Annotated in this window: 12 protein-coding genes; 6 read left to right on the top strand and 6 right to left on the bottom strand. The window is 56.5% G+C overall.

Going from position 1 to position 14,354, the window contains the following annotated elements; translation table 11 throughout:
- Nucleotides 1-428: 428 nt before the first annotated feature.
- Nucleotides 429-1,613: a pyridoxal phosphate-dependent aminotransferase gene (locus T363_RS0101690; protein ID WP_031472629.1), complete on the bottom strand. Its 1,185-nt coding sequence runs from the start codon at nt 1,611-1,613 to the stop codon at nt 429-431.
- Nucleotides 1,614-2,087: 474 nt separating this feature from the next.
- On the opposite strand from T363_RS0101690, the gene T363_RS0101700 reads away from it, so the two are divergent.
- On the top strand, nt 2,088-2,831 hold the full coding sequence (locus T363_RS0101700) for a YebC/PmpR family DNA-binding transcriptional regulator (RefSeq protein WP_031472633.1): 744 nt from the start codon (nt 2,088-2,090) through the stop codon (nt 2,829-2,831).
- A 351-nt stretch (nt 2,832-3,182) separates the two neighbouring features.
- On the opposite strand, the gene T363_RS0101710 is transcribed toward T363_RS0101700, so the two are convergent.
- From T363_RS0101710 to T363_RS0101725, 3 genes are all read right to left on the bottom strand, one after another.
- Complete coding sequence (locus T363_RS0101710; RefSeq protein WP_031472637.1) at nt 3,183-3,863, bottom strand: PspA/IM30 family protein; 681 nt, start codon at nt 3,861-3,863, stop codon at nt 3,183-3,185.
- A gap of 68 nt (nt 3,864-3,931) precedes the next feature.
- Nucleotides 3,932-4,933 carry a hypothetical protein gene (locus T363_RS0101715; protein WP_078096867.1) on the bottom strand — a complete coding sequence of 334 codons (1,002 nt, stop codon included), beginning with the start codon at nt 4,931-4,933 and terminating at the stop codon, nt 3,932-3,934.
- A gap of 12 nt (nt 4,934-4,945) precedes the next feature.
- Nucleotides 4,946-5,362: a CBS domain-containing protein gene (locus tag T363_RS0101725; RefSeq protein ID WP_031472639.1), complete on the bottom strand. Its 417-nt coding sequence runs from the start codon at nt 5,360-5,362 to the stop codon at nt 4,946-4,948.
- 258 nt (nt 5,363-5,620) lie between these two features.
- Here T363_RS0101725 and T363_RS0101730 point away from each other — a divergent pair, with 258 nt between their 5' ends.
- From T363_RS0101730 to T363_RS0101740, 3 genes are all read left to right on the top strand, one after another.
- A complete protein-coding gene (locus T363_RS0101730) occupies nt 5,621-6,622 on the top strand; it encodes an ABC transporter substrate-binding protein (RefSeq protein WP_031472641.1) in 1,002 nt (333 codons plus the stop codon).
- Between the two features lie 120 nt (nt 6,623-6,742).
- Entirely contained in the window at nt 6,743-7,702 is a 960-nt protein-coding gene (locus T363_RS0101735) for an ABC transporter permease (RefSeq protein ID WP_034971436.1), read from the top strand.
- Nucleotides 7,695-8,474: an ABC transporter ATP-binding protein gene (locus T363_RS0101740; RefSeq protein ID WP_031472645.1), complete on the top strand. Its 780-nt coding sequence runs from the start codon at nt 7,695-7,697 to the stop codon at nt 8,472-8,474. The genes T363_RS0101735 and T363_RS0101740 overlap by 8 nt, the downstream gene beginning before the upstream one ends.
- Nucleotides 8,475-8,767: 293 nt before the next feature.
- Here the strand turns inward: T363_RS0101740 and T363_RS0101745 are convergent, their stop codons facing one another.
- The gene (locus T363_RS0101745; RefSeq protein ID WP_031472647.1) at nt 8,768-9,334 is read right to left on the bottom strand and encodes an inorganic diphosphatase; all 567 of its coding nucleotides are present in this window, start codon (nt 9,332-9,334) and stop codon (nt 8,768-8,770) included.
- A 214-nt stretch (nt 9,335-9,548) separates the two neighbouring features.
- Between T363_RS0101745 and ppk1 the strand changes: the two genes are divergently transcribed.
- Both ppk1 and T363_RS0101755 read left to right on the top strand, forming a co-directional pair.
- Entirely contained in the window at nt 9,549-11,684 is a 2,136-nt protein-coding gene (gene ppk1, locus T363_RS0101750; protein WP_034971437.1) for a polyphosphate kinase 1, read from the top strand.
- A gap of 215 nt (nt 11,685-11,899) precedes the next feature.
- Nucleotides 11,900-12,463 (top strand): manganese efflux pump MntP, encoded by a 564-nt coding sequence (locus T363_RS0101755; protein ID WP_031472651.1) that lies wholly within the window; start codon nt 11,900-11,902, stop codon nt 12,461-12,463.
- 84 nt (nt 12,464-12,547) lie between these two features.
- Here T363_RS0101755 and T363_RS0101760 read toward each other — a convergent pair whose 3' ends face one another.
- Entirely contained in the window at nt 12,548-14,278 is a 1,731-nt protein-coding gene (locus T363_RS0101760) for an ABC transporter ATP-binding protein (protein WP_051643024.1), read from the bottom strand.
- Nucleotides 14,279-14,354: the final 76 nt, after the last annotated feature.

Here is a 14,354-nt window from a genome sequence, read left to right on the forward strand (position 1 = left end):
CAAATCCTCCCTGCCGAGCGGTTCGCAATGGCTCAGCATGCAGTGCCTGCAATCGATCGAATGGTTTGCATCAGGGAATGCAATTTACCCGTCTTCATAAACAGCTGCAATTTTTTTGATTTTTGTTTCCCCGTGTTTCAGCATTTCGGCAATGGCGGCCAGATGCAGATGGAACAGGGCACATCAATACAGATGCCGGTATAAACAGCGCCGCTTGCAGTTTCTAAAGCACAAGCCACATGACCCGCTGTGCCATGCCGCTTTAGCTTGACAGGATTTATCATACTGAGTGCAATATTATATATATTTTTCATTATGCTTGTCCTTAGTTGTGTTTCGGTTTTCGTTTAATCTGTTTTTCTGCCTTATTCAACGTATTATGAAATCGACGAAGGCAGCGCCGATCTGCTCGAAGAGGAAAAGAGAGGTCACAGCAGACGCACGGCTTGTTCTGTCAGCTCCAGCAGCAGCGGCATATACTGCCGGTCGGGCAGCATCAGCCGCACCGCGCTGCTGTCCAACCCTTCATAGGTTTCGCAGCTCACCGTCATAATTCCCACGCGTATCAAATGCCGTTGTAGATGTATGCCCGCTTTGCTGCCGCAATACAGCGTCAGGATGGGGGTGTCTGCAAAGGTTTCTGCTACATACAGGGGCGCGCCGTATTGCAGCTGAAGGGCCTGCACCGCAGCGCACAATTCCTGCTTGCTGCGCCGCACGGCACGGATGCCAAAGGGATCCTCTTCATTTTCCAGCCGGGTTTGCAGCGCGGTCTGCACCAGAACCCGCGCGATCCCGTTGCTGTTAAAGGGCAGCACCAGCTTTTTAAGCTGCGGCAGCAGATCGCTGTCCGACGAGGCCACGGCATATCCCAGCCGCACGCCGGCCATGCCCCACCCCTTGGAAAAGCTGCGGGTCACAATCAGCTGCGGAAACTCCTTTACCAGATGGATCGCGCTGTTGGCAAACGGCATGTATTCCGCATAGGCCTCGTCGATCACCAGCACGCGGTCCAGCTCGTATGCGCGGCGCGCGATTTGCCGGATATCTTCCAGCGGGATGACCTGACCGGTGGGATTGTTCGGGTTTTCCACAATAAACATATCATGCGCTGCGGACATCTGCGCGATATACGCAGAAGCGTCGAACCGGTAATTCTGCGCCCGATCCAGATAGTAACAGTCGTAAGCAGAGCCGCTGCAATGCACATGGTCCACATATGCGGTAAACTGCGGCGCATGTCCGAATACGGTTTTCCCATGCGTCAGGCACAGCAGGTTCAGGCCGCACAAAATATCGTACGACCCATTGCCCAGAATGAAGTTTTCTCCGGTCAGCCAGCCATTGCCTAGGTTATGCTTATGGTACCAGCCGGCCAGCGCTTCTTTAAGCGATTCGCCGTGGGGATAGAATTTAATATCGTCGTAATTCCCGTGGTGCAAATCGGTTTTTTGCTGAAAGGCATGCAGGCGGCTGAAAATGCAGTTGCCCAGCAGATCGGCGTTGACGCCCAGCGAACAGTCGATTTTGACCGGGCCTTCGGGTTTGTTGTCCGCATAATCCTTGGAAGAATAGTTGGTAATATACGGGTTTGCATGGATATGATACGGCATATGGTACTCCTTCCTGTGCCGTGGGGCATTGGCACAAAAATTTTGTTCTGTTTAAGGATAGTCCGTCCATTTGTCTGAATCAACCATAAAATCTGCCGAAACAGCGGTGCTGTTTTTGTGCAAAAAGCAGGGGGACCGGAAAGCATTTCCGATCCCCCTGTTTCCTGTGCATCCGTACAGGCTGCCGTCAGAACTGGCGCTCGTTGTTCTTTTTGTTCTGGGTGTTCTGCTGGTTCTTGTTCTGCTCGCCGTTCTGCTGCTGGTTGGCAGTGGACGGATTCTGGCTGCGGTTCTGCTTGCTCATATGGTGTCACCTCTTTTTTGAAGTTTTCGCTCATAGTTTGCACGGGAACGCGAAAAATATACGCACAGGTCTTGCGGAAAGGTGGAAAATCTGATAAAATTTTTATGCGCCGTATGGCGTTTTTCCTGTTGTTATTTTATATTATTCTGATAGAAAGAGGGACATATCTCATGTCGGGACATTCCAAGTGGCATAATATTGCCAAGCGCAAGGGCGCAAACGATGCAAAAAAAGCCAAGATCTTCACCAAAATCGGCCGTGAAATGGCGATCGCCATTAAGGAAGGCGGCTCCGCCAATCCGGATTTCAACGCCCGCCTGCGCGACTGCATCGCCAAGGCCAAGGCCAACAACATGCCGAATGATAACATCAAGCGCACGCTGGATAAATACTCGGGCGCCAACGGGCAGGTCAACTACGAAGCCAATAACTACGAGGGCTATGGCGTAGGCGGCGTAGCCGTTGTTGTGGAAACGCTGACGGATAATAAAAACCGCACGGTTGCCGATGTCCGCCACTGGTTCGACAAGTACGGCGCAGGTCTCGGCTCCGCCGGCTGTGTTTCCTGGCAGTTTGACAAAAAGGGCGTTATCATCATCGAGCGCGGCGAGCTGGATGAGGACACCGTGATGATGCAGGCGCTGGAAGCCGGTGCGGAGGACTTCCAATCGGACGAGGATACCTTTGAGATCTACACCGCGCCGGACGATTTCTCTGCTGTGCGCGAAGCGCTGGAAACGCTGGGCTACGCTTTTGTGGAAGCTGAGGTCGAGCTGGTGCCGCAGAACTATATCACCCTTGAAAAGGAAGAGGATATGGCGCAGATGCGCAAGCTACTCGACAACCTCGAGGATAACGATGATGTGCAGGCGGTTTGGCACAACTGGGAGAATGAGGGCGACTACGAAGGCTGATCGGCGGTCGCTCGATTGAAGCTACGCTTTCGATCGAATTTGCGGCTGCGAACCGCGCCCTTTGGGCACAATGCTCCGCCGTTTTGTATGAAAACCCACGCACCGGACGTCTGCTTTCAGCTTGTCGGCAAAGTATTTTGTCAATGTGGATGACCATAATACGCGCGGCAGTGCGCATAAAACAGCATTTGCAATGCAAACGCATAAAAAGTTTTTGTACAGGCACTTTTTCTCGTCCGTGACCCACGCAATCCAAACATAGCTTGTCAGAAAAACGAAGTTTTCCGACAAGTAAAAGGCAGGCCATTGGCCTGCCTTTTTGTTTTCTGTGTGCATGGATGCCGGAGGGGATCACAGCCCCATCTCGCGCTTGAGCTTTTCAAGCTCATCCTCCACCGCGGAGGATGCACCGGCGGACTGGTACTTTTCTTCCAGTGCGGCGGCTTCATCCTTGGCCGGCTGATTGAGATCCGCCATGGCATTGGCCCGGTCGAGCATGGCGTCCGCCTTGGCTTCCATGCGGTCAAAAGCGCTCATCGCGCCCGCCGCCTTATCCGCGCCCGCGGTATACTCATTGACCTTCTGCTGGGTTTTGGCGACGGCTACCTTGGCCTTAATCATTTCCCGGCGCGCACGCAAGGACTCAATATCGCCCACCAGCTTATCGTGCATTTGGCGCATCCGCTCGGCGTTGCTGTGCGCCGCGTCATAGGTGGCCTGCAGCGAGGCTGCTTTGTCTGCCAGCTGTTGTTTTTTCGCCAAAAAGACGCGTGCGTCCCCCTCGTTGCCGGCCTGCAGCGCTTTGCGCGCCAGACCGTCGTATTTTTCTGTTTCGCGGGCGTTGTCATCGAGCATCCGCTTGGCGCGGTTTTCCTCCGCCATGACACCCGCGGTTTCGCGCTTGACCTCGGCCAGATCCTCGGTCATATCGCGCAGGTACTGGTCGATCATTTTGGCGGGGTCTTCCGCCTTGTCCAGCAGGTCATTGATATTGGCTTTGACAATGTCGGTAAAGCGTTCCAAAATTCCCATGATGCGTCTCCTTTTCCGTTGCCGGCGGGGCTGTATCCCGCCGGTTTTTTGCTGCCGTCATTCAGGTTTTATCGGTCTTCGTATTTTTTTGCCAGATCCTCGACATCCTGATCGCCGAATTTCTCCAGCGGGGTTTTGAGGATCTCCTCCGCCTGTTTGCGTTCCCGCTCGCGCTGTTCCCGCCGTTTTTTCAGCGTGACAAACACCACGACTGCGACAACGATCACCGCAAGGCTGACCGCCACCGGCACCACGGGCGAGCGCGTCACCGTCATGATGCGGGCGCTTGTCTTGGCGAAGGTGTTGGAGAAAATCTCCTCCTCGCTGATCGAATAATCGCTGTAATACCGGTCAAGGTAGTCCGCCAGAATTCCGACAGCCTCATCATCCATTACGGTTTTAGCCTGACTGCCTACGGTGTAGCCGCAGTGGAATGAGCCGTTTCCGTCATCGCAGAACACCAGCAGGAAGTGCCCCTCATCCGTAAACAACTGCGGGTAGAGGGCTTCGGCTTTTGCGGTCAGTTCACTGATCGATGTGCTTGTGCCGTTAGGCAGAATATACAGATAGGGCTGCACGCCGGTATCCTCATAAAAAGCGCGCATGCCTTTTTCCAGTTCGGATGCGCTGCGGATCCAGCTTCCGTCCGCATCCGTATAATAAGCCGTTTGCTGCACAGCGGCAGCGGGCAGCTTTTCACGCTCTACCGTGGAGCGTGCGACCGCATCGCTGCTTGCGCCGCCCGAGGTGAACAGCCGGATGCCGAAAAACAGCGCAAGCAGGATCAAAACGACCACCAGCGTCGTGCCGCAGCCGGTATTGCCGCTGCCGTTGTTGTTGCCATTGCCGCCGCTGTTTCCGCCGCCGCCACTGCCGTAGTAGCGCCGTGTGCTATTGATAAAGATCGGTCCGGTGCGGTATCCGCCGTGGAATCCGCCCCAGCCGCCGCCGGACGATCCGCCGCTGCGCCCGCCGCTTCTGCCGCCGGAAAAGCCGCCCGACGAACGTCCGCCGCCGGAAAAACCGCCGCCGGAGAAGCCGCCGCCTCCGCCGCCCCCTGATCTGCCCATATCGGCCCCCCTTTACTGTTTCCGCTCGTTTCTTTCTTCGGTGCAATGGTCACGCAGGTATTTGATCACATCCTGCCGCGTGATGATGCCGATAAACATACCGCGCCCGTCCAGTACGGGCACAAAGTTTTGCGCCGTTACCAGATCGACCATATCCTCCATGTTGGCATCGATCCGCACGGAATGATGCCGCACCCGGCGCTCGGTTTCCCCTACCGTGATCTGGTCGAGCTGCTCTGCACTGTGGCCGAGCACCAGCCGCAGGAAGTCTCCCTCGGTGATCGTGCCGACATACAGCCCCTTGCGGTCGATCACCGGGATTGCGGTAAAACCACTGTGCATCATATCATCCATCGCCTGCCGCACCGGGCAGTCGCTATATAAGTACGAAACCTCGATTTTTGGCTTAAGAAAAAAAGAAATATTCATCCGGTCTCCCTCCGTATCAGCTTTCTACCATTGTACGATGGACACGCACGCGGGTCAACTCTTTTTTGTCATCACTTACAATTTATTAACAATTACAGGCGGTATGCTTGGTCAGGTTGACAATGAGGTGCTGCACACATCAAAAATATGCGGTACAGGCTTGACTTCCCTCCTTTTAACTGCTAAACTGAAAAAGCATTCAGGGCGCTGCCGGCGCCGCTGGATCCATATTATCTGAATGGCAAAGAAGGGGTTTTGATGAAAAAGAGATTGCTTGCTGCGCTGATGGTTGGCGCTATGGCTCTGACCATGACTGCCTGCGGCAGTTCACCCGACGGCGGCGCAGAGACCGGCGGCGATGCAGCCAAGGCGGGGAAGTATGAGGTCGGTATCGTGCAGCTCCAGCAGCATCCGGCGCTCGATCAGGCCACCAAGGGCTTCCGCGACAAGCTGTCCGCGCTGGTAGAGGCGGACGGCGGCACGGTTAAATTTGATGAGCTGAACGCATCGGGCGATTCGGCCAACTGCGCGCCGATCGTCAGCGGTTTTGTCTCCTCCAACGTGGATCTGATCATGGCCAACGCGACTGCAGCCCTGCAGGCGGCGCAGTCCGCCACGGCGGATATCCCGACGCTCGGCACCTCGATCTCGGACTACGGCACTGCGCTCGGCGTATCCGACTGGTCCGGTAAGACCGGCACCAACATTTCCGGTACGACCGATCTGGCACCGCTGGACGGACAGGCGGAAATGCTGCACGAGCTGTTCCCGGAGGCGAAGAACGTCGGCCTGCTGTTCTGCTCGGCGGAGCCGAACTCCCGCTACCAGATCGACACCATCAAGCCGCTTCTGGAGGAAATGGGATATACCTGCACCGAATATGCCTTTACCGATACGAATGATGTGGCATCGGTGGCACAGAAGGCCGCTTCGGGCAGCGATGTGATCTATATTCCCACCGACAATATTGCCGCTTCCTGCACGGAAGCGATCGCCAATGTGGTGCTGCCCGCCAAGGTGCCGGTTGTGGCCGGTGAGCAGGGCATTTGTCAGGGCTGCGGTGTCGCCACCCTGTCGATCGACTACTATGAATTGGGCGAGATCACCGGACAGATGGCGTATGACATCCTTGTCGGCGGCCAGAAGCCGGGCGAAATGGAAGTGCAGCCCGCGCCGAACTTTACCAAGATGTACAATGCCGCCAACTGCGATGCGCTCGGCATCACCATTCCCGAGGGGTATCAGGCGATCGAGGCGTAAAACGGCAGCAAAACGGTAGCCGAAAAGCGGAAAAGGGCTTCCCTTTTCCGCTTTTGTTTGCTATACTATGGTAAGTGCTTTTGCGCTTTATCAGATTATTACATATTGGGGGAATTAAAAGTGGAATTCTTCTCCGACCTGTTGGCCGCGCTGCCCGGCGCGGTGGCACAGGGCCTGATTTGGGGCCTGATGGCGATCGGTGTGTATATCACCTTTAAGGTGCTTGATCTGGCCGACCTGACTGTGGACGGCACCATGGCGACCGGCGGCGCGGTCTGCATCGTGATGATGATGAACGGCGCCAATGTGTGGGTAGCGCTGCTGTGTGCCTTTATCGCGGGAATGCTCGCGGGATTGGTCACCGGTATCCTGCACACCTTTATGGGCATTCCGGCTATTTTGGCCGGTATCCTGACCCAGTTGGCGCTGTTTTCGATCAACCTGCGCATCATGGATCGCAAGGCGAATATGGCGATCAATCCGGATCAGTACGACCTGCTGGTTTCGCTGCGCAATGTGCGCCGGATGACGCTCGAAAATCCGATTTTTGTGGCGGCGGTGTTTACCATTCTTGCCATTGCCGTGCTGTACTGGTTTTTCGGCACATCGCTCGGCTGCTCGATCCGTGCGACCGGCGCGAACCCGAACATGAGCCGTGCGCAGGGCATCAATGTCAGCTTTAACAAGGTGCTCGGCCTGATGATTTCCAACGGTATTGTTGCGCTTTCCAGCGCGCTTTACTGCCAGTATCAGGGCTTTGCCGATATCAACGCGGGCCGCGGCGCTATTGTTATCGGTCTGGCGGCGGTCATTATCGGCGAGGTTGTGTTCAGCCGCATTTTCCAGAACTTTGCGCTCAAGCTGCTGTCGGTCTCGCTCGGCGCGGTGATCTACTATATCGTGATCCAGATCGTCCTCACTGCGGGACTGGATACCAACGATCTCAAGCTCATCACAGCGGCAGTGGTTGCAGTATTCCTTGCCATTCCTTACTGGAAGAGCAAATATTTCCACGGGCATGCCAAAAAGCGTGCCGCCGGTGAAGTAACAGCCCGAAAGGAGGATGACGGCAATGCTTGAACTGAAAGGGATTTATAAAACCTTTAATGCCGGCACAGTGAATGAAAAACGTGCGATCGACGGTTTGGATCTGACGCTGGAAAACGGCGATTTCGTCACGGTGATCGGCGGCAACGGCGCGGGCAAATCCACCACGCTTAACCTGATCGCAGGCGTATATCCGGTGGATGCCGGACTGATCCGTCTGAATGGTTTTAACCTGACCCATTTGCCTGAACACAAGCGCGCCCGGTTCCTCGGTCGGGTGTTTCAGGACCCCATGATGGGCACGGCTGCCACCATGGGTATTGAAGAAAACCTTGCATTGGCTTATCGCCGCGGCCGGTCGCGCGGACTGGGCAGCGGCATCACCAATGAGGAGCGTAAAATCTACCGTGAACGGCTTGCAACCCTTGGCCTTGGGCTGGAGGACCGCATGACCAGCAAGGTCGGCCTGCTCTCGGGCGGACAGCGCCAGGCGCTGACGCTGCTGATGGCCACGCTGCAAAAGCCGGATCTGCTGCTGCTGGATGAGCATACCGCCGCACTTGATCCCAAAACAGCGGATAAGGTGCTGCAGTTGACCGAGGAGATCGTCGCGCGCGACAACCTGACCACACTGATGGTAACGCACAACATGAAAAACGCCATCCAGTACGGCAACCGCCTGATTATGATGGACGCCGGCCGCGTGGTCGTGGATATCCGCGGCGAGGAGAAAAAGCACCTGACCGTGCGCGATCTGTTGGAAAAGTTCAACATCGAAAACGACCGGATGCTGCTTTCCGAATAATCGGATAACAAACCAAAAGGACGCTGTAAAGCGTCCTTTGCAGCCTCTCGATCGAAACCACGCTTTCGATCGAATGTGCGACGGAGAATCGCGCCCTTCGGGCACAATTCTCCGTCGTTTTGTATAAAAACCCACGCGCATGTCGCGGGTTTTTATGAAAATTGCAGTTTACTGCAATTTTCTATTTGATGCGCGCTGCCGCGCGTGTTGCTCACGCTTCATAACAAAATACTTTTTCGACAGACTGAAAGGACGTTGTTTGATAGGCAAATGGGTGGCAGACGGGATCGCAGTCATGTTTCCTGCGGCGATTCCTTTTCCGGACGGCGGCCGCAGAAATGCACTTCATAGCGCTGCATGCAGTCACAGATGATTTGTTCTGCCTGTGCGCGGTTGAGCACATCCGAAGTGGCGGTGTGCTTGTGCTCCAAACCTTTGTATACTTCGAAAAAATGCGTGATTTCGCTGCTGTAATGCGGGGGGAGCTGATCGATCTCGTGGTAAAAGTTCCACGTGGGGTCACCGAACGGAATGGCGATGATCTTGTCGTCAATCTCATCATCGTCGATCATGCGCATCACGCCGATTGGATAGCATTCCACCTCGATCAGCGGGTCGAGCGCTTCCGTGCACAGCACCAGAACATCCAGCGGATCACCATCATCCGCATAGGTGCGCGGGATAAACCCGTAATTGGCCGGATAATGGGTAGAGGTATACAGAATGCGGTCGAGCTGCAGCAGGCCGGTGGCTTTATCCAGCTCGTATTTCTTTTTGCTGCCCGCGGGAATCTCGATCACGGCGGTGAAATGGGACGGCGTGATGCTGCGCGGGTCGATATCATGCCAGATGTTGCGCATAGGCGCATCCCCTTTCTATGGTATAGCTTCAGTATAGCAGATGCCTTCTTATCCTGCAAGCCGGACAGGATTCCACATGGATTTTACGCATATTTTACAGAAAACACATTGTACCTGCTGCTGATAAACAGTATAATACCCGTATACACTATTATAATGTGGCTGTTCTGCGCCCGGTGCGGCGGCAGAACTGAAATACAGGGGGTGACATGCCATGACACAAGCGATCTGGGAACAGGGCTATACGCAAAACCGCGAGCTTTCGTGGCTGCAGTTCAATGCCCGTGTGCTGGCCGAGGCGGAGGATGAAACCGTCCCCCTGCTGGAGCGGTGCAAGTTTTTGGCGATCTTCACCAGCAATTTGGATGAGTTTTTTATGATCCGCGTCGGCAGCCTGTGCGATATGGCGGCGGTGGATAAAAACCATGTCGATAACAAATCCGGCATGACCGCCAAGGAGCAGCTGCGGCATATCTACGCGGCGGTCGAGCCGCTGTATGCCCGGCGGGATGCTGCCTTTGCCGATGTGGTGCAGCGCCTGCGCGCGGAGGGGCTGTGCCGTCTTTCCATGCAGGAACTGGAACCTGATGAGCAAAAATACATCAAGCAGTATTTCAAAAACGTGGTCGCGCCCGTGCTTTCCCCGCAAATTGTGGATGCACATCATCCGTTTCCTCATCTGGAGGGCAAGGTGCTGCATATTGCCGCCCTGCTCGGTCATAAAAAAAACGAGCGGCTGGGGCTGCTGCCCGTTCCCGCTTCGCTGCCGCCGCTGGTGTTTTTGCCGGGCAGCGGCAAGCGCTACGTGCCGACCGAGGAGATTCTGCTGGCATACACCGGCAGCGTGTTTGAAATGTACGATGTGCTGGAAAAAACCGTTTTCTGTGTGACGCGTAATGCGGATATCAATCCGGATGACGAAACCTTCGGTGCGGAAGAAGGGGATTTTCGGCAGAAAATGGAGAAATTGCTGCGCCGCCGGCGCCGCATGGCGGTGGTGCGCGTCGAGCTGACCCGTCCGGTCAGCGACCATTTCCGCGCATATTTTCGCTCCCGTTTTGATGTGTCGGATACGCAGATCTTTTTATCCCGCCGGGCGCCGCTCAAGCTGGGCTATGCTTTTTCGCTGGGCGAACACTTTTCGGCAAAACAGCGCGCGGCGCTGTCCGATCCGCCTTTTACGCCGCAGCAGCCCGCCATGCTGCCCGCGGGGCAGAGCCTGCTCAAAACCGCGCTGCGGCACGATGTGCTGCTTTCCTATCCCTACGAAAGCATGGAGCCGTTTTTACAGATGATCCGCGAGGCTGCCAACGATCCCGCTGTGCTTTCCATCCGCATTACGATCTACCGTCTGGCGCGCAAGGCCAAGCTGGTCGAATACCTGTGCGCCGCCGCCGAAAACGGCAAGGATGTGACCGCGCTGATCGAGCTGCGCGCCCGGTTTGACGAGCAGAACAACATCGACTGGTCGGAACGCATGGAGGAGGCCGGATGCAAGATCATTTACGGCTTTGAGGAATACAAGGTGCACTCCAAGATCTGTCTGATCACCCGGCAGGAGCGCGGCGCCGTGCGGCATATCACACAGGTCGGCACCGGCAACTATAACGAAAAAACCGCCGCACAATACACCGATGTATCGCTCATCACATCGGATGAGTCGATCGGCGCGGATGCGGGTGCGTTTTTTAATAACATGGCGCTGGGCAATCTGGAAGGACGGTATGACCGGCTGCTCGTAGCGCCGCACAGCTTCAAAAGCAATATACTTGCCCTGATCGACGAGCAGATTGCCCGCGGCAGCGAGGGGTATATCCTGCTCAAGTTCAATTCACTCACCGATATTGATGTGATCGAGCGCCTGCGGCAGGCTTCCTGCGCGGGGGTGCAGATCGAAATGATCGTGCGCGGCATCTGCTGTCTCAAGCCGGGCGTGCCGGGGCATACCGAGCATATCACGGTGACGAGCATTGTCGGCCGCTTTCTGGAGCACTCGCGCATTTATGTGTTCGGCCGCGGGGCGGAGGAAAAAATGTATATCTCCTCCGCCGACCTGATGACGCGCAACACCGAGCGCCGTGTGGAGATCGCCTGTCCGGTGGATGCACCCGAGGTGCGTGCGCGGCTGCATGAGATCCTGTATGCCATGCAGCATGATACCATCAAGGCCCGTGTGTTACAGCCGGACGGCAGCTATGCTCAAAAGCCTTCGGCGCCCGATCCGGTCTGCGCGCAGACACTGCTGATGCAGCAGGCAGAGGCGGAGGCGCAGGGGCAGGCTGCCCAGCCTGTGCCGCCCGAGACAGGCTGGCACAAGTGGTTTGGCCGCTTGTTCGGCCGACGGGAATGACCGGTATATTGCCTTTTTCCGTCGCATATGCTATGATGATGCAATGCAACAGCGCATAGTGCTGCGTGGGAGTCGTTTGGGAGTATATATGCTTCAGTTTGCTTGGAAAAGTCAGGACATGTGCCTGACTTTTCCTGCTTTGCGTAATAAAGCTTCCGCAGGGGGGAGAGCGCGTTTTACTCTGCGGAAAGACGACGGAAACAGGAGGATACAGGATGCAGATATGGGAGCTTTTCATCATCGCGGTCGGTTTGGCGATGGATGCGTTTGCCGTGTCCATCTGTAAGGGGCTGGGCGTGCAGGCGCTGCGGCCGCAGCACGCGCTGTGGACCGGCTTGTGGTTCGGCGGATTTCAGGCGCTGATGCCGGCGGTGGGCTATGCATTGGGCATCCGGTTTCAGACAGTCATCACCAACGTGGATCATTGGATCGCGTTTGTGCTGCTCGGTCTGATCGGCTTGAACATGATTCGTGAGTCCTTCGGGCAGGCGGAGGACACGGTGAACAGCTCCTTTGCCCCGGCAGCCATGCTGCCGCTGGCTGTTGCGACGAGCATCGACGCTTTGGCGGTCGGTGTCACGTTTGCGTTTTTGCAGGTGGATGTCGTGCCTGCGGTCAGTCTGATCGGTCTGGTGACTTTTGCGCTTGCCTGTGTGGGCGTTAAGCTTGGGCATATGTTCGGTGTACGATATAAGGCTCGTGCTGAACGCTTTGGCGGCATTGTGCTGGTGCTGATGGGCGGGAAGATACTGCTCGAGCATTTGGGCATCCTGCCGTAGCGGTAAACAATAAAAAGCAAGAAAAGTCAGGCGTATGTCCTGACTTTTCTTGCTTTTGTGCGGCGAATATCCGATGGATCAGCTTCAGCTTTCGGCTGCCAGACGGTACAGGCGGGCGTACGCGCCGTCCGGCCGGGCGAGCAGCTCGGCATGGGTGCCCTGCTCGGATACCCCCTCCTCGGTAAGCACAACGATCTTGTCTGCGTTGCGGATCGTGGAAAGGCGGTGCGCAATGGTGAGCACGGTGCGGCCCTCAGCCAGCCGCTCGAGCGACTGCTGCACGAGCCGTTCAGATTCATTGTCGAGCGCGCTGGTGGCCTCGTCCAGAATCAGGATGGGCGGATTTTTGAGGAACACCCGTGCGATCGAGATGCGCTGTTTCTGCCCGCCGGAGAGACGCACACCGCGTTCCCCGACAAAGGTATCGTAGCCGTCCGGCGTGGCGCTGATGAAGTCATGCGCACCGGCCTGCCGGGCAGCCTGCATGACCTCCTCGCGCGTAGCACCCGGCCTGCCGTAGGCGATGTTTTCAAAAATCGTGCCGGAGAACAGGTATACATCCTGCTGGACCACGCCGATCTGTTCGCGCAGGGAGTCCAGCTCGACCGTACGGACGTCGTGCCCGTCCACCGTGACACGGCCGCCGGTGACATCGTAAAACCGGGGGATCAGGTTGCAGATCGTGGTTTTGCCGCCGCCCGAGGGACCGACCAGTGCCACGCTCTGCCCGGCGCGGATGTCAAGGTCGAGGTGGTCGAGCACCGGCGTATCGGGATCGTCGGCGTAGGCAAAGCAGACGTCCTCAAAGCGGATGTTGCCCTGCACACGGGGCAGCTTGTGCGCATTGGAGGGACTTTGGATATCGGGCTCCACGTCCATCACTTCGAAAAAGCGCTCGATGCCGGTCATGCCGCGCTGGAACTGCTCGGCAAATTCCACGATGCGGCGGATTGTGGCCAGCAGCGTGGATACGTACAGCAGATAGGCCATAAAGTCCGCCGGGTCGATCTGTCCGTTGACCATGAACAGGCCGCCCGCCACGATGACCGCAATGTACATCAGCCCGTCGAAGGCGCGGGTGGCTGCGGTGAACGCGCCCATCCAGCGGTAGTTTTCCTTTTTGATCTCCAGCCAGTCGTGGTTGCCGCGTTCGAATTTGTCGATCTCGCGCTGTTCGCCGGTGAAGGATTTGACCACGCGCACACCCAGCAGGCTGTCCTCGACCTGTGCGTTGACCTCGCCGACCTGCCGGCGGTTTTTGGCAAAGGTCTGCCGCATTTTGTGGTTGAATTTGCCGCATACGACCGCCATGACAGGCACGATGGCAAAAATAATAACGGTCAGCGGCACGTTGACCGTGCACAGGATGAGGAAGGATACGATGATCTTCAGCCCGGCGATAAAGAATTCCTCCGGGCAGTGGTGGGCAAATTCGGTCACATCGAACAGGTCGCCGGTGATGCGTGCCATCAGCTGGCCGACCTTGGTGTTTGCAAAATAGCTGAACGACAGCTTTTGCAGATGGCTGAACAGCGCCGAGCGCATATCGGTTTCGATTTTTGCGCCCATCACGTGGCCGATGTTCGCCATAAAGTAGGAGGCGGCCACATCGATCAGCCGCAGAACGAGGTACAGCGCCGCCACACGCAGCACCAGACCCATACGCAGGCGGGCCATATCATCCATGCCGACCTGCGCCAGATAGCGCATCATCATCGGCAGGCCGATCTCGCACAGGGTGGTCAGGGCGGCGCAGAACAGGTCGAGCAGCAGCACGCCCGCATAGGGGCGGAAATAGGGGGCAAAGCGCCGCATCAGGGCGCCGGTAGAGTGCTTCAACGCAATTCGTTCCTTTCATAAAAACACAAAAAGGAGCTGCGTCACGCAGATC

The organism is Agathobaculum desmolans ATCC 43058 (genome assembly GCF_000701665.1).
In the GTDB taxonomy this organism is placed as follows: domain Bacteria; phylum Bacillota; class Clostridia; order Oscillospirales; family Butyricicoccaceae; genus Agathobaculum; species Agathobaculum desmolans.